General features: G+C 74.7%; 9 protein-coding genes. 5 read left to right on the top strand and 4 right to left on the bottom strand.

All coding sequences use genetic code 11. The features are described 5' to 3' along the window. Nucleotides 1-97: 97 nt before the first annotated feature. From AB0N31_RS08645 to AB0N31_RS08635, 3 genes are all read left to right on the top strand, one after another. The gene (locus AB0N31_RS08645) at nucleotides 98-1,597 is read left to right on the top strand and encodes a hypothetical protein (RefSeq protein WP_366057650.1); all 1,500 of its coding nucleotides are present in this window, start codon (nucleotides 98-100) and stop codon (nucleotides 1,595-1,597) included. After that, nucleotides 1,594-3,531: a glycogen debranching N-terminal domain-containing protein gene (locus tag AB0N31_RS08640; protein WP_366057649.1), complete on the top strand. Its 1,938-nt coding sequence runs from the start codon at nucleotides 1,594-1,596 to the stop codon at nucleotides 3,529-3,531. Before AB0N31_RS08645 ends, AB0N31_RS08640 begins: the two co-directional genes overlap by 4 nt. Before the next feature lie 292 nt (nucleotides 3,532-3,823). Continuing rightward, nucleotides 3,824-5,491 carry a CDP-alcohol phosphatidyltransferase gene (locus AB0N31_RS08635; RefSeq protein ID WP_366057783.1) on the top strand — a complete coding sequence of 556 codons (1,668 nt, stop codon included), beginning with the start codon at nucleotides 3,824-3,826 and terminating at the stop codon, nucleotides 5,489-5,491. 60 nt (nucleotides 5,492-5,551) lie between these two features. On the opposite strand, the gene dusB is transcribed toward AB0N31_RS08635, so the two are convergent. Further along, a complete protein-coding gene (dusB, locus tag AB0N31_RS08630; protein ID WP_366057648.1) occupies nucleotides 5,552-6,694 on the bottom strand; it encodes a tRNA dihydrouridine synthase DusB in 1,143 nt (380 codons plus the stop codon). Nucleotides 6,695-6,775: 81 nt separating this feature from the next. Between dusB and AB0N31_RS08625 the strand changes: the two genes are divergently transcribed. After that, complete coding sequence (locus AB0N31_RS08625; RefSeq protein ID WP_366057647.1) at nucleotides 6,776-8,221, top strand: MFS transporter; 1,446 nt, start codon at nucleotides 6,776-6,778, stop codon at nucleotides 8,219-8,221. A 127-nt stretch (nucleotides 8,222-8,348) separates the two neighbouring features. Here the strand turns inward: AB0N31_RS08625 and AB0N31_RS08620 are convergent, their stop codons facing one another. Beyond that, complete coding sequence (locus AB0N31_RS08620; protein WP_366057646.1) at nucleotides 8,349-12,713, bottom strand: cation-translocating P-type ATPase; 4,365 nt, start codon at nucleotides 12,711-12,713, stop codon at nucleotides 8,349-8,351. After that, complete coding sequence (locus AB0N31_RS08615; RefSeq protein WP_366057645.1) at nucleotides 12,713-13,186, bottom strand: hypothetical protein; 474 nt, start codon at nucleotides 13,184-13,186, stop codon at nucleotides 12,713-12,715. Before AB0N31_RS08615 ends, AB0N31_RS08620 begins: the two co-directional genes overlap by 1 nt. Before the next feature lie 288 nt (nucleotides 13,187-13,474). Here AB0N31_RS08615 and AB0N31_RS08610 point away from each other — a divergent pair, with 288 nt between their 5' ends. Continuing rightward, on the top strand, nucleotides 13,475-13,681 hold the full coding sequence (locus tag AB0N31_RS08610; protein WP_366057644.1) for a hypothetical protein: 207 nt from the start codon (nucleotides 13,475-13,477) through the stop codon (nucleotides 13,679-13,681). 91 nt (nucleotides 13,682-13,772) lie between these two features. Here the strand turns inward: AB0N31_RS08610 and AB0N31_RS08605 are convergent, their stop codons facing one another. Further along, nucleotides 13,773-15,155, bottom strand: a complete 1,383-nt coding sequence (locus AB0N31_RS08605; protein WP_363088155.1) for a glycine--tRNA ligase — start codon at nucleotides 15,153-15,155, stop codon at nucleotides 13,773-13,775. Nucleotides 15,156-15,203 lie beyond the last annotated feature (48 nt).

Here is a 15,203-nt window from a genome sequence, read left to right as displayed (position 1 = left end):
ACATATTGAGTTCTGCGTGTTAAATAGACGTAACCCCACGGTAGCCACTGCCGAACCGGTCGACGGTGGCCTCATCGTCGTTCTTCGGGGAGCCCGAGTGGATCGCACTGCCCAGCTCGTCGCCCGTCCCGCGGGGTACCCCTCCGTATACGATCCGGCCACTCCGGCCGGGTCGCCGCACCTCAGGGCCGTCGAGGTGCTGGACGGCAACTGGACGGGAACCTCGACGGTGCCCTCGCGCGGCCTGTACCCGCACCAGTGGTCCTGGGACTCGGCGTTCGTCGCGATCGGGCTGCGGCACGTCTCCCCGCGCCGGGCGCAGACCGAGCTGGAGACGCTGCTGGGCGCCCAGTGGGGCGACGGGCGTGTCCCGCACATCGTCTTCAACCCCTCCGTACCGCTCGACGCGTACTTCCCGAGCCCCGACTTCTGGCGCTCCTCGACCGCGGGGCGCGCTGCGGGCGCCCCGCGCACCGTACAGACCTCCGGCATCGTGCAGCCACCGGTGCACGCGCTGGCGGCCTGGCTGGTGCACCGCGCCGACCCCGGGCTGTCCCGGGCGCGCGGCTTCCTCGCCCGGGTGTACCCCCGGCTGGCCGCCTGGCACCGCTATCTGCTGCACCGGCGGGACCTGGGCGGCGGCGGTCTGGCGTCGGTCGTGCACCCCTGGGAGCAGGGCATGGACAACGCCCCCTCGTGGGACGTGCCGCTCGCCCGGATCACCCCGGCCCCGGCCCGCTCCTTCCGGCGCGCCGACCTCGCCCACGGGGCGCCGCAGGACCGGCCGACGGACCTGGACTACGGACGGTACGTGCGGCTGGCGACGGACTACCGGGACGGGGGGTACCGGGACGGGCCGGGCGGGGGAAGGGGGGACGGGCCGGGCGGGGGAAGGGGGGACGGGCCGGGCGGGGGAAGGGGGGCCGGCACGGCCGCCTTCGCCGTCGAGGACCCCGCGTTCAACGCCCTGCTCATCGCCTCCGAGCACGCGCTGGCCCGGATCGCGCGGGAGCTGGGGGCCACCGGCACCGCCCGGCACGCGCGCGCGGAGCGGCTGACGGCGGCGCTCGTGGACCGGCTGTGGGACCCCGCCGAGGGCCTGTTCCTCTGCCGGGACCTGCGCGGCGGCGGCCTGATCCGGGAGCGCGGGGTCGCCGGCCTGGTCCCGCTGCTGCTGCCCGCACTGCCCCGCGAGATCGTCTCCGCTCTCGTCCGCACCCTGCGCGGCCCGCACTTCGGGGTGGGTGTCACCACCCGTCTCGCCCCCAGCTACGACCTGCTCGGCGAGGCCTTCGACCCGCACCGCTACTGGCGGGGGCCGGCCTGGTTCAACACCGGCTGGCTCGTCGAGCGGGGTCTGCGGCTGCACGGCGAGCGCGCGGACGCGGACGCGCTGCGCGAGGCCGTGCTGGACCTCGCGGACTCCTCGGACTTCGCCGAGTACGTCGACCCGTACACCGGCGAGGCCTGCGGGGCGACCGGCTTCAGCTGGACCGCCGCGCTCATGCTCGACCTGCTGCACGACACGGAAGGCGTGCCGTGCGGCACGGACATCGTCAGGGACGACAGCTCTTTCGAGGGAGGGGACCGGGGATGACGGACCGGCATCATCTGCTCGTGCACGGCGGGACGTTCGCCGCCGTCGGTGACCGCGGGGACATCAGCGGCGTGCGCGGCGCCGGATCCCCCGACGGGTTGTTCGTCAGGGACGCGCGCCACCTCAGCCGCTGGCAGCTCACCGTGGACGGGGCGGTGCCCGAGGTGCTCGTGCCCGTCGCGGACGGGGACGCGGCGCGCTGTGTGCTCGTACCGCGCGGCGGCCGCACGGAGCCGCCGTCGTGCACCCTCTTCCGCGAACAGGCGGTGGGCGACGGCTCGTTCGTCGAGTCGCTGCGGGTGGTCGGCAACCGTCCGGCACCGCTGACGGTCCGGCTGGCGCTCACCGTCGACGCCGACTTCACCGACCAGTTCGAACTCCGCTCCGACCACCGCACCTACGCCAAGACCGGCGCGGTCCGCCGCCGCCAGGTCCTCGACGACGGGGTGGAGTTCAGCTACCGGCGCGGCGAGTGGCGGTCCCTCACGACGGTGACCGCCGACCCCGCGCCGGACGGCGTGGAGGAGACCGGCACCGGCGCCCGCCGCCTGGTGTGGACCCTGGAACTGGAGCCGCACGGCTCGGCCGAACTGACGCTGCGGGTGATGGCCCGCCCGCACGGCGAGAAGCGCGCCCTGCGCGTCCCCAGCTCCCCCGCCGCGCTGACCGCGCAGCTGCTCGCGCGGGAGGGGGAGTTCATGGAGGGCGTGGCCTTCCCCACCGGCTGGCCCGAACTGGCGGCCGCCTGCGCGCGGGGCCTCGCCGACCTGGCCGCGCTCCAGGTCCCCGCGACCGGGCCGGACGGGGAGGAACTGCGCGTCCCGGCCGCCGGCGCCCCCTGGTTCCTGACCCTGCTGGGCCGCGACGCCCTGCTCACCTCGCTCTTCGCGCTGCCCTACCGGCCCGCCCCGGCCGCCGCCACGCTCCTCGCGCTGGCCGCGGCCCAGGCCACAGAGACCGGCCCGGAGTCGGTCGCCCAGCCCGGCAAGATCGTCCACGAGGTGCGGCACGGCGAACTCGCCCACTTCCACCAGGTCCCCTACGGCCGCTACTACGGCTTGGTGGACGCCACCCCGCTCTTCCTCGTCCTGCTCGGCGCCTACGTCGAACGGACCGGCGACGCGGCCCTCGCCCGCCGGCTGGAGCCGCACGCCCGCGCGGCCGTCGGCTGGATGCTCGACCACGGCGGCCTCACCTCGCGCGGCTACCTGGTCTACCGCGCCGACCGGGGCGGCCTCGCCAACCAGAACTGGAAGGACTCCCCCGGCGCCATCTGTTCGGCCGACGGCACCCGCCCCTCGGGCCCGGTGACGGCGGCCGGGGCCCAGGGCTACGCGTACGACGCGCTGCGCCGGACCGCGTTCGTGGCGCGCGCGGCGTGGCAGGACGACACCTACGCGGCCCTGCTCGAACAGGCCGCCGCCGATCTGCGCGACCGCTTCCAGCGGGACTTCTGGATGCGCGAGCGCTCCTTCCCGGCGCTGGCGCTGGACGGCGAGGGCCGCCACGTCGACGCGCTCGCCTCGGACGCCGGCCACCTGCTGTGGTCGGGGCTGCTGGACAAGGAGTACGGCGAGCTGGTCGGCCGGCGGCTGCTGGAGCCGGACTTCTTCTCCGGCTGGGGCGTCCGCACGCTGGCGGCCGGGCAGCCGGCGTACCACCCGCTGTCGTACCACCGCGGTTCGGTGTGGCCGCACGACAACGCGCTGATCGCCCTGGGGCTGGCCCGCTACGGCCTGCACGACGAGGCCCGCACCGTCGCGCACGGGCTGGTCGACGCGGCCACCGCGACCGGCCACCGCCTGCCCGAGGTGCTCGCGGGCTACGGCCGCGACACGCACGCGGAACCGGTGCCGTACCCGCACGCGTGCGTGCGGGAGTCCCGCTCGGCGGCGGCCCCGCTGGCCCTGCTCACGGCGGTGGGCGGAGCGTAGCGTCACACGTGGCCGGACGTTTGCCCGGTGTTTGCCGACCGCTCGCCGGGACCGGTGAACGCCGGGCTCGGGCACGCCGTACGAAACGGTGGCGGATCCGGTCCCACCACCGGATCCGCCGATCCGCCCGGCTTCGTACGGAAGGACCCCTCGGGTGCCTGTCTTCACACGGTCTCGTGACCTGCCCGACTCCCGCGACGGCTCGCCCGAGGGCGCCGACGGCACCGAGGCGGCCGGGGAGCCCGAGGCGCCGGAGAGCGGAACCGCGCCGCCGCGCACCCTCGCCTCCCGCATCGCGTACGGGTGGGCCTGGCGGAGCCGCCATCCGCGGGCGGCGCGCGTGCTGTGGTGGACGACGACCGTGCTGGCCCTCGTGCTCGTGCTCGGGGCGATGGTGCTGCCGAACCAGCTGGGCCTCCTGCGGGCCGACCGGCTTCTGCGGCTGCCCGGCGAGGCGGTCGTCTCGGCGGCCGTGCTGCTGTCGCTGCCGCGCCGCCCCCGGGTGGTGGCCGCGGCGGCGCTCGGGGCCGGCCTCGCGGCGCTGACCGTGGTCAACGTCCTGGACATGGCGTACTCCGAGTACCTGGGCCGCGGCTTCAACCTGGTCCTGGACTGGGGCCTGCTGGACGACGCGCAGTCCTACGTCGCGGACTCGATGGGCGGGGCGACGGCCCTCGGCGCCGTGATCGGCCTGCTCCTGCTGATAGCCGTGCTCTTCGTCGTGATGGCGCTGGCGGCGGTCCGGCTGAGCGAGGTGCTGGTGCGGAACGTCCCCGCGGCGACCCGCGGCACGCTGATCGCCGGCACGGTCTGGATCACCTGCTCCGTCCTGTCGGTCCAGTACGCCGGACTGCCGCTCGCCTACCACCGCGCGGTCAGCGCCGTCACCGTCAAGGCCAAGGACGTACGGCAGACCCTTGAGGACGAGGCCGCGTTCGCGAAGGAGGCCCGCGCGGACGCCTTCGGCGACACCCCGCCCGACCAGCTCGTGCCCGACCTGCGCGGCAAGGACGTGATCTTCACCTTCATCGAGAGCTACGGCCGCAGCGCGATCGAGGACCCGATCATGTCCCCCGGCGTCGACCGGACGCTCACCGCGAGCACCGCCGCGCTGGCGAAGGCCGGCTACCGCGCCAAGAGCGGCTGGCTGACCTCGGCGACCTTCGGCGGCAGCAGCTGGCTCGGCCACTCCAGCACGCTGTCCGGGCTGTGGATCGACAACCAGCAGCGCTACCGCACGGTCATGAACAGCGACCGCCTCAGCCTGCCGAAGATCTTCCAGAAGACCGGGGCCTGGGACACGGTGGGCGTGATGCCCGGAATCCAGAAGGCGTGGCCCGAGCAGAAGCACTACGGCCTCGACAAGGTCTACAACGCCTTCCAGATGGGCTACCAGGGCCCGAAGTTCAGCTGGTCGACGATGCCCGACCAGTACGCGCTGGAGGCGTTCCAGCGGCTGGAGCACGGCAGGGAACGCGACAGGCCGCTGATGTCGGAGATCATCCTGACCTCCAGTCACCAGCCGTGGGCCCCGCTCCCGGAGATGGTCGGCTGGGACGAGGTGGGCGACGGCTCGGTCTTCGACGGCATCCAGCAGGCCGGCGAGAAGGCGTCCGACGTCATCGCCGACTCGACCAGGTCCCGCGAGGCGTACGGCAGGTCGATCGAGTACTCGGTGACCGCCCTCACCCAGTGGCTGGAGCGCTACGGCACCGAGGACACCGTCCTGGTCTTCCTCGGCGACCACCAGCCCATCACCCGGGTCAGCGGCGAGAACGCCAGCCGTGACGTACCGGTCTCGATCGTCGCCAAGGACCCGGCGGTCCTCGACAGGATCGCGGCCTGGAAGTGGACCGACGGCCTCAGGCCGGCCCACGACGCCCCGGTCTGGAAGATGGACCTCTTCCGGGACCGCTTCCTGACCGCGTACGGGTCGACCCCGCACCCGACGAAGGACTGACCCGGACCAGGACCAGGACCCGGACCCGGCGGGGCGTGGGAGGACACCCCCTCGGTCGCCTCAGCCGCCGGAGGTGTCCAGTTCCGCTTCCTCGCCGACGCCCGCACAGTCGTAGGGGTCCTTCAGCCAGCCGTCCGGGAGGACGACCCGGTTGTTGCCGGAGGTGCGCCCGCGGGGGCCGTCGGCACCGGCGGGCCAGGGCTGGTCGAGGTCCAGTTCGTCGAGTCCGGCGCGGAGTTCCGCCAGGGAGGAGGTGATCGCGAGACGCTTGCGCATCTCGGAGCCGACGGCGAAGCCCTTCAGGTACCAGGCGACGTGCTTGCGGAAGTCGACGACGCCCTTGGCCTCGTCGCCGATCCATTCGCCGAGGAGGGTGGCGTGCCGGACCATGACGTCGGCGACCTCGCGCAGGGACGGGCGCGAGACGTCCTGGGGACGGCCCTCGAAGGCGGCGACCAGGTCCGCGAACAGCCACGGCCGGCCCAGGCAGCCGCGGCCGACGACCACTCCGTCGCACCCCGTCTCGCGCACCATCCGCAGCGCGTCCCCGGCCGACCAGATGTCGCCGTTGCCGAGGACGGGGATCTCCGGGACGTGCTCCTTCAGGCGGGCGATCGCCTCCCAGTCGGCGGTGCCGCCGTAGTGCTGGGCGGCGGTACGGCCGTGCAGCGCGATGGCGGTGACGCCCTCCTCGACGGCGATGCGGCCGGCGTCGAGGTAGGTGATGTGGTCGTCGTCGATGCCCTTGCGCATCTTCATGGTGACGGGGAGGTCCCCGGCGCCGCCGACGGCCTCGCGGAGGATGGCGCGGAGCAGGTTGCGCTTGTAGGGGAGGGCGGAGCCGCCGCCCTTGCGGGTGACCTTCGGGACCGGGCAGCCGAAGTTCAGGTCGATGTGGTCGGCCAGGCCCTCGTCGGCGATCATCCGGACGGCCTTGCCGACGGTCGCCGGGTCCACGCCGTACAGCTGGATCGAACGCGGCTTCTCGCTCGCGTCGAAGTGGATCAGCTGCATGGTCTTCTCGTTGCGCTCGACCAGCGCCCGGGTCGTGATCATCTCGCTCACGAACAGGCCCTTGCCCCCGCTGAACTCCCTGCACAGGGTGCGGAAGGGCGCGTTGGTGATACCGGCCATGGGAGCGAGGACGACCGGCGGCCGAACGGTGTGCGGGCCGATCTGCAGGGGGGTGACGGGCGTGGACATCCGCCCATTGTCGCCCATCGACGACCCTCATGTAACGGTCATTAGTTAGCCGCACTATCGAACCCGGCGTACCATGACCGCATGCCCGAGCCGAGCCAGCGACGACGTCTGCTCGTCCTCGCGATCTGCTGCATGAGCCTGCTGATCGTGAGCCTCGACAACACGATCCTCAACGTCGCCCTGCCCGCGATGCAGCGCGACCTGCACGCCGGAACCTCCGGCCTCCAGTGGACGATCGACGCCTACACCCTCGTCCTCGCGTCCCTGCTGATGCTCGCCGGGTCCACCGCCGACCGGATCGGCCGCAGAAAGGTCTTCCTCGCGGGCCTGGTCGTGTTCTCGCTCGGCTCCCTGCTCTGCTCCCTCGCCCCCGACCTCGACCTGCTGGTCGCGGCCCGCATGGTGCAGGCGGTCGGCGGCTCGATGCTCAACCCGGTCGCCATGTCGATCATCACCAACACGTTCACGGACCCGCGCGAGCGCGCCCGCGCCATCGGCGCGTGGGGTGGGGTGGTCGGCATCTCCATGGCCGCCGGACCCCTGATCGGCGGCCTGCTGGTGGAGTCCGTCGGCTGGCGCTCCATCTTCTGGGTCAACCTGCCGGTCGGCCTCGCCGCCCTCCTGCTGACCCTGCGGTACGTCCCCGAGTCCCGCGCCCCGAAGGCCCGCCGCCCCGACCCGGTCGGCCAGCTCCTGGTCATCGTCCTCTTCGGCTGCCTGACGTACGCGATCATCGAGGCGCCCGAGGCCGGGCTCGGCACCAGCCTGCCCTTCGCCGCAGTCGCCCTCGCCGCCCTGCTCGGCCTCCTGCGCTACGAGCCGCGCCGCCACGAACCCCTCATCGACCTGCGGTTCTTCCGGTCGGCGCCGTTCAGCGGGGCGACCGTGATCGCGATCAGCGCCTTCGCGGCGCTCGGCGGGTTCCTGTTCCTGTCCACGCTGTACCTCCAGAACGTCCGCGGCCTCGACGCCCTGCACGCCGGTCTGTGGATGCTGCCGATGGCCCTCCCGACCTTCCTGTGCGCCCCCCTGTCCGGGCGGCTCGTCGGCAGCCGGGGGCCACGGGTGCCCCTGCTGGTCGCCGGCCTCGCGATGACCGCGAGCGGCGTGCTGTTCGCCGCGTTCGACGCGGAGACCTCCGACACCACGCTGTTCCTCGGATACGTGCTGTTCGGCATCGGCTTCGGCTTCGTGAACGCCCCCATCACCAACACCGCGGTCTCGGGGATGCCCCGCGCCCAGGCCGGGGTCGCCGCCGCCGTCGCCTCCACCAGCCGGCAGCTCGGCCAGACCCTCGGGGTCGCGGTGGTCGGGGCGGTGCTCGCGGCGGGCATCGGGGCATCGGCGTACCGCGAGACGTTCGTGGCGGCGGCGGTGCCGGGATGGTGGATCCTCGCCGGGTGCGGGGCGCTGGTGCTGGTGGTGGGCCTGGTGAGCAGCGGCCCGTGGGCACGGGGAACGGCCGCGCGGGCGGCCGAACGGCTGGCCTCCCCCGAGATCCGCGAGCATGCGGGGCTGAGCGCGTAGCGCCCTGCGGCCTGTTCGGGGATGGCGGGCTCGGATCGTCCCGGGCCAGGCGCGTCGTCCCGGGCCAGGCGGGCCCGCGCCGCGGAGCCGCGGGGCGGCACGGCACCGCGTCCCTCGGGAACCGCGCTCACGCCAGTCGTGAGGCCAGGTCGGGCAGGCGCCTCAGCAGCAGCTCCTCCGCCCCCGGCAGTGCCTTCTGGCCCGCCAGGGCCAGCGCTATCGCCGCCAGGACTCCCGCCCAGGCCAGCGGGCCCAGTGGCGTGCAGCCGAAGAACTGACTGGCGCCCGGCGTCTCCACCAGCGCGCACAGGACCACCGCCGAACCCAGGGACGTGAGGCGCACCAGGGGGCTGTCGCGGCGGTCGGCCAGGGTCTGGGCCAGTTGCGTGCCCACCACCGCGCACAGGGCCATCGTGGTCGAGCGCCGGGTCGTGCCCGGGGTGAAGCGGCCGATGAGCCAGGCGACGGTGGCGCCCAGGCAGGTGGTGAGGGCCCGGTGGCGGATCTGCCGGACGAGCGGGGCGCCGAGGAGGGCCGTGCCCAGGGGTGCGCCGGTCTCCGGGGCGTCGGCCTCCTCCTTGGGGGTCACCGCCACCGCCATCGCCGGGAACAGGTCCGTGAACAGGTTGACCAGCAGCATCTGGCGGGTGGACAGGGGCGCGGAACCCGACAGCAGGGTGCCGAGGACGCCGAAACCGACCTCGCCCGCATTGCCGCCGATGAGGATGGCGATGGCGTCGGCCACGCTGTGCCAGAGCGAACGGCCTTCCTGGACGGCCTCGATGAGGACCGAGAGGTCGTCGCCGGTGACGACGAGGTCGGCGGCGTTGCGGGCGGCGGCCGAACCGCGGGCGCTGATGCCGACGCCGATGTCGGCGGCGCGGATCGCGGCGGCGTCGTTGGCGCCGTCGCCGACCATGCCGACGACCCGGCCCGCGTCCCTGAGGGCCTCGACGACCTGGAGCTTCTGCTCGGGCGCGACCCGGGCGACGACGTCGGCGTCCCGGAGCATCCGGGAGCGCACGGAGCGGTCGGCGGCGGCGAGTTCGTCACCGGTGACCACGTTCGCGTCGTCCGGCCAGCCCAGCCCGACGGCGATGGCGTGAGCGGTCCGCGGATGGTCGCCGGTCAGCACGACGGGCCGTACGCCCGCCTCGCGCAGCCCGTGGACCAGGGCCGGCGAGGTCTCGCGCGGCACGTCGGCGAAGGCCACGAGTCCGGTGAACTCCAGCCCCTCCAGAGGCGCTTCGAGGACGTCCGCCGCCCTCTCGCCGTCCGCCAGCGGGCGCTGGGCCACCGCCAGGACCCGCAGGCCGTCGGCGGCGAGGGACTGGGACCGGTCGTGCAGCCGGGAGGGCAGGCCGGCGCAGGTGGACAGGACGGTCTCCGGGGCGCCCTTGACGACCAGCACGGGCGGACCGCCGGCCGCCTGCCCGACCGCGGCCGCGTAGCCGCGGGCGGCCTCGAAGGGCAGCCCCTCGGCCTGCCGCCAGTCGGGGTCCGGCCCGGCGGCGTCCAGGACGGCCTCGTCGGTGGCGTGCGCCGGGCGGTGCGGGTCGCCGTCGAGGCGGGGGCAGGCCCGGGCCGCGGCGCGCAGGGGGGCGGCGGCGGCCGGGTCGTCGAGGGGGTGGACCGTGCCGTCCGGACCGGCCACCCGGACCAGGCGCAGCCGGTTCTCGGTGAGGGTGCCGGTCTTGTCGAAGCAGACGGTGTCCATCCGGCCCAGCGCCTCCAGCGTGCGCGGGGTGCGGACGAGGAGGCCGCGGCCGCTGAGCCGGCGGGCGGCGGCGAGCTGCGCGACCGTGGCGACCAGGGGCAGCCCCTCGGGTACGGCGGCCACGGCGACGGCGACCCCGCCGCTCACGGCCCGGCGGATCGGGGTGCCCCGCAGCAGCGCCAGGCCGGTCACCGCGGCGCCGCCCGCCAGGGTCAACGGCATGGCCTTGCGGGTGATCTCCTGGAGGCGGGCCTGCACTCCGGCGGCCGGCGGGACGCGCGCGGCGAGGGAGACGGCGCGGGCGGCCTCGGTGCGGTCGCCGGTGTCCACGACGAGGGCCTGGGCGTGCCCCGCCACCACGGTCGTCCCCTCGAAGACCATGCACCGCCGTTCCGCGACGGGGGCCTTCGGGGTGGGGTCCACGGCCTTGTCGACCGGCAGGGACTCGCCGGTCAGCGCCGACTCGTCGACCTCCAGCCCGTCCTCCCACAGCAGGCGGGCGTCGGCGGGCACGACGTCGTCGGCCTTGAGGTCGATGACGTGGCCGGGAGCGAGCTCGGCGGCGTCGACCACGTGCGCGGCCGTCCCGTCGTCGGCGACCCGCGCCTTCTGTTGCTGTCCCGCGACCAGCCCGGACAGGGCGCGCTCGGCCCGCAGCCGCTGGAAGCCGCCGACCAGGGCGTTCAGGTCGAGGGCGCCGAGGACCAGCAGGGCGTCCACGACCGAGCCGAGGATCGCGGACGCGGCCGAGCCGACGACCAGGACCGGGGTGAGCGGGTCGTCCAGTTCGTTCCGCACGGCCCGGGCGAGCTGCCCCGACCAGCGCGCCGGGGCCAGCACGGGAAGGCGTACGACCGTGTCGGCGGCCGTGCGCACCCGGGCCGCCGCGTGTTCGGCGGGGCCCGGTTCCGGGGGCGCCTCGCGCTCCAGCCGGTCCCGTACGTCGTCCGGGTGCAGGGCGTGCCAGGCGACCCGGGGCCGGGGGTGGGGCGGGCGGGCCAGGGCGACGCCGAGGGCGGCGCGCGCTCCGGTCAGCAGGGCCAGCGCGGCGCCCGCGTCGACGGGCGCGTGCCGCAGGCCCGGCAGCGGGGAACCGGGACTCCTCCCGCGGGACTCGCCGACGGCCACGAGCAGACCGGACAGCGCGGCGCCGGACCGGGCCAGGGTCTGCGACCGGCCGCCGACCCGGCGGGCCGCCGGTACGGCGGTCAGCAGCCGCCACACGTCCGCCAGGCCGTGCGGGGCGAGGACGTCCGCGCCCCACACCACCTGACCGTCCTCGTCGGTGAGGGCGACGGCCACGTCGCCGCGCAGGAGACCGGCGGTGACGTCCGCGTCGTCGTGGGGGCGGGGGCGGGCGACCACGACGACACCGCCCTCGCCGCGCAGGCCGTCGACCACCTCGCCCAACGGACGGTCCGCGCCCACGACCTGGTCGGCGAGGCCGGTGAAGTCGGCCAGTGCCGGGTCGTCGACGACCACGACGCGCAGGCCGGCCCGGCGGGCGGCGTCCAGGACGGGCTCGGTCCACGGGTCGGCGCCCGCGCCGGGCTTCCGGAGCGCACCGGGGTGCAGGACGACCGTCCGGGCCATCTCCAGCTGCCGCAGCCGGTCCGGGTCGCGCACCAGCACGCCCTCGCGGGAGAGGGCGCAGCCGAGGGCGGCGTGGAAGACGGCGGGCCCGTACCGCGCCGCCTTCGGGGAACCGGCCAGGACCGCCTCCGCCGACTCGGCGAGGTCGTGCTTGACGAGCAGCGCCGCCACCGCGCCCAGGACGCTGCCCGCCGAGGCGTGGGCGGCGTACTCCTGGGCCGGGGAGGTGCGCAGCGGCGGCCGGACGGACGGGTCGGCGGGCACGCTGTGCCGGTCCGGGACGCACAGGTGGTCGTGGACGGTCTCGAAGGCGGCCGTCCGCACCACCGCCTCCGCCAGCTGGGCGGCGCGCAGCGCACCGTCCAGCACCAGCGAGGTCGGGGTGTGCCCGGCGCCGTGCACGGCCGCGTTCACGACGGCGAGGGCGATCTCCATGCGGGTGTCGCCCAGGCGGGCCCGCAGCCAGGAGCGGAAGCGGGGGTTCTCGCGCAGCAGCGTGACCGCGGCGGTCACCAGCCGCGGCGACGCCGGCAGCCGCATGGCGGATCCCGCCAGCGCGGCCGCGGCACCTGCCGCGTCGGCCGCGAGGATCTCGGCGGCGGTCCGCACGGAGGCCGGATCACCGGGGTGCCCCAGCTCCTCCACGTCGTCGCCGGCGGGGACCAGCCCGTGCCGCTCCGCGAGCGCCTCCGCCCGCTCCGCGACGCTGTCGCCCACGGCCTCCTCGACCGCCACCACCACCAGCCGTGCCAGCCCGCTGTCCCAGTAGGCGAGGGCGACGTCCGGATGCCCGGCGAGCACGGCCGCCACCCGACGGGCCCGGTGTTCGAGGGAACGGGCGCGGGAGGTGACGCCGGCGGGGGCCTCGGCGTCCGCCGGGCGGGACGGCTCCCCGGGGGCGGTCTCCGCGAGCGTGCTCTCCTCGGGGGCGGCCTCGCGCAGGGACAGGTGGGTGCGGGTGCCGGCGCGCCAGTGGGGGGAGGTGCCCGGGAGGGCGGCGCGGGCGACTCGGGCCAGCCGCAGTGCGGAGTCCGCGGCCCGTACTCCTGCCCTGGCCGTGCCCGCGACCGCGCCGGCGGCGGCGCCCACGGCCGGGGCCGTGCCGCGGGCGAGCAGGCGCGGGCCGGCCAGGGCCAGCCCGGCGGCAGCCGCCGCGGGGCGGGTGAGGATTCCCGTGGCCATCACTCGCCCTCGGCATCCCGTGCGGCACGCGACGGCGTCGCGTGGTGCGAGGGCAGCTTGTCGGAGGGGGTCGCGGGTGCCGTCGTACGCTCCGCCGCCGAGTGCCCGGCGAGCACCTTGGGCGTGGGCGGTGTGCCGGACGCGTCGCCCGCGCTGCGCCTCCCGGTCCCACCCGCGTCCGCGTCCGTGCCCGCCGCGTCGCCGTCCGTCCGCTGCCGCGGTCGCGGCTGGGTCAGCCAGGCCACCGCCGCCCCGGTCACCGCGACGGGCCACTCCACGACCCCGGCGACGCCGAGCACGCCCGCGCCGGTGTAGACGGCGAGTCGGCGCCCGCGCGGGGACACCGCGCCGACCTTGTCGAGTGCGCCCCCGGCGGCCCGGCCCACCAGGCCGGCGCCGGGCACCCTGTTCAGCACCGAGGCGGCCGCCCGCAGCGGCTGGGGGAGTTCCCGTGTCGAGTTCTGCTCGGTCATGGCTCTCACTCCTCGGGTGGCCCCCCTGTTTCCCCCGACCGCCCGAGTTCCCGCACCGCGGACCCTCACCCATGGAACGGGGCAGCCGTCCCCGGTTCCTCCCGGTCGGGGTCCGCTCCCGCTCCGGCGGGTCCGCGTGCGGCCGCTCCGGCCGGGCCCGGCCCCGGTGCGCCGTTCCCGTGCGCCCCCGGCCCGCGAGCCCCCGGCCCGGCCAACTCGCCCCGCGGAAGGCCCCGTTGATGTTGGACTTGGTGCACACTCTCAGCCGGGCCCGCCTCTGGAGGCAGCATGTCGGAGATCAACACGAGCAAGGTGAGCCGCTGGGACCAGCACGGGCGCGAGCACGTCGTCCGGGTCCGGCGGGCGGGGATCCAGCGCACGATCCGGTGCGACACGTGCGGCTGGCGCCAGGGCGCCCAGTTCCTGCCCCGGCTGAAGGCGGAGGAGCACCTGGCGCAGGCCCATCAGGCGACGGTGGACCCCGCGGGGGCGTAGCCCCGGCCGCGAGGTCCTGGGACTCCACGGCGGCACCACGAAGCCCCCGGCTCCGGGAAGGGAGCCGGGGGCTTCGGTCGGTGGTGGGGGGTCAGGCGCCGATCAGGCGGGCGGCCAGGTAGCCCTCGATCTGGTCGAGGGACACGCGCTCCTGCTTCATCGAGTCGCGCTCGCGCACGGTCACCGCGTTGTCCTCGAGCGTGTCGAAGTCGACGGTGACGCAGTACGGCGTACCGATCTCGTCCTGACGGCGGTAGCGGCGGCCGATCGCGCCGGCGTCGTCGAAGTCGATGTTCCAGTTCTGCCGCAGCGCCTGGGCGAGGCCCTTGGCCTTGGGCGACAGCTCCGGGTTGCGCGACAGCGGCAGCACGGCGACCTTCACCGGGGCGAGGCGGTGGTCGAGACGCAGCACCGTGCGCTTCTCCAGCTTGCCCTTGGCGTTGGGCGCCTCGTCCTCGACGTAGGCGTCGAGCAGGAACGCCAGCATCGCGCGGCCGACACCGGCCGCGGGCTCGATGACGTACGGCGTCCAGCGCTCGCCGGCCTCCTGGTCGAAGTAGGAGAGGTCCTGGCCGGAGGCCTTGGCGTGGGCACCGAGGTCGTAGTCGGTGCGGTTGGCGACGCCCTCCAGCTCACCCCACTCGTTGCCGCCGAACTGGAAGCGGTACTCGATGTCGGCGGTGCGCTTGGAGTAGTGGGAGAGCTTCTCCTTCGGGTGCTCGTACCACCGCATGTTCTCTTCGCGCAGGCCGAGACCGGTGTACCAGTTCCAGCGCTGCTCCATCCAGTACTCCTGCCACTGCTCGTCCTCGCCCGGCTTGACGAAGAACTCCATCTCCATCTGCTCGAACTCGCGCGTGCGGAAGATGAAGTTGCCGGGCGTGATCTCGTTGCGGAAGGACTTGCCCATCTGGGCGATTCCGAACGGCGGCTTGCGGCGCGAAGTGGTCTGCACCTGGGCGAAGTTGGTGAAGATGCCCTGGGCGGTCTCGGGGCGCAGGTAGGCGATGGAGCCGGTGTCCTGCGTGGGGCCGAGGTGGGTGGAGAGCAGACCCGAGAACTGCTTGGGTTCGGTGAACTGGCCCTTGTTGCCGCAGTTCGGGCAGTTCACGTCCGCCAGGCCGTTCTCCGGCAGGCGCTTGTGCTTGGCCTCGTAGGCCTCCTCCAGGTGGTCCGCGCGGAACCGCTTGTGGCAGGAGGTGCACTCGGTGAGCGGGTCGGAGAAGGTGGCGACGTGACCGGAGGCGACCCAGACCTCGGGGGCCAGGATGACGGACGAGTCGATGCCGACCACGTCCTCGCGCGACGTCACCATGTAGCGCCACCACTGGCGCTTCAGGTTCTCCTTGAGCTCGACACCCAGCGGTCCGTAGTCCCAGGCGGCGCGCTGGCCACCGTAGATCTCACTACAGGGGAATACGAAGCCACGGCGCTTGCTCAGGCTGACGATGGTGTCGATCTTGTCGGCGGCCACGGTGCTCTCTTCATAACGACGACGGGCGACGAAGCGAGATGCTTCCAG

Source organism: Streptomyces sp. NPDC051051 (assembly GCF_040682975.1).
In the GTDB taxonomy this organism is placed as follows: domain Bacteria; phylum Actinomycetota; class Actinomycetes; order Streptomycetales; family Streptomycetaceae; genus Streptomyces.
Note: the sequence above shows the minus strand (reverse complement) of the source record. Positions and strands in the feature narration are given on the sequence as shown.

Excerpts from the sequence above, each read along its gene's own strand:
- AB0N31_RS08620 (WP_366057646.1), bottom strand. The coding sequence starts at position 12,713 with ATGGCCACGGGAATCCTCACCCGCCCCGCGGCGGCTGCCGCCGGGCTG.
- AB0N31_RS08615 (WP_366057645.1), bottom strand. The coding sequence starts at position 13,186 with ATGACCGAGCAGAACTCGACACGGGAACTCCCCCAGCCGCTGCGGGCG.
- AB0N31_RS08640 (WP_366057649.1), top strand. The coding sequence starts at position 1,594 with ATGACGGACCGGCATCATCTGCTCGTGCACGGCGGGACGTTCGCCGCC.
- AB0N31_RS08625 (WP_366057647.1), top strand. The coding sequence starts at position 6,776 with ATGCCCGAGCCGAGCCAGCGACGACGTCTGCTCGTCCTCGCGATCTGC.
- dusB (WP_366057648.1), bottom strand. The coding sequence starts at position 6,694 with ATGTCCACGCCCGTCACCCCCCTGCAGATCGGCCCGCACACCGTTCGG.
- AB0N31_RS08610 (WP_366057644.1), top strand. The coding sequence starts at position 13,475 with ATGTCGGAGATCAACACGAGCAAGGTGAGCCGCTGGGACCAGCACGGG.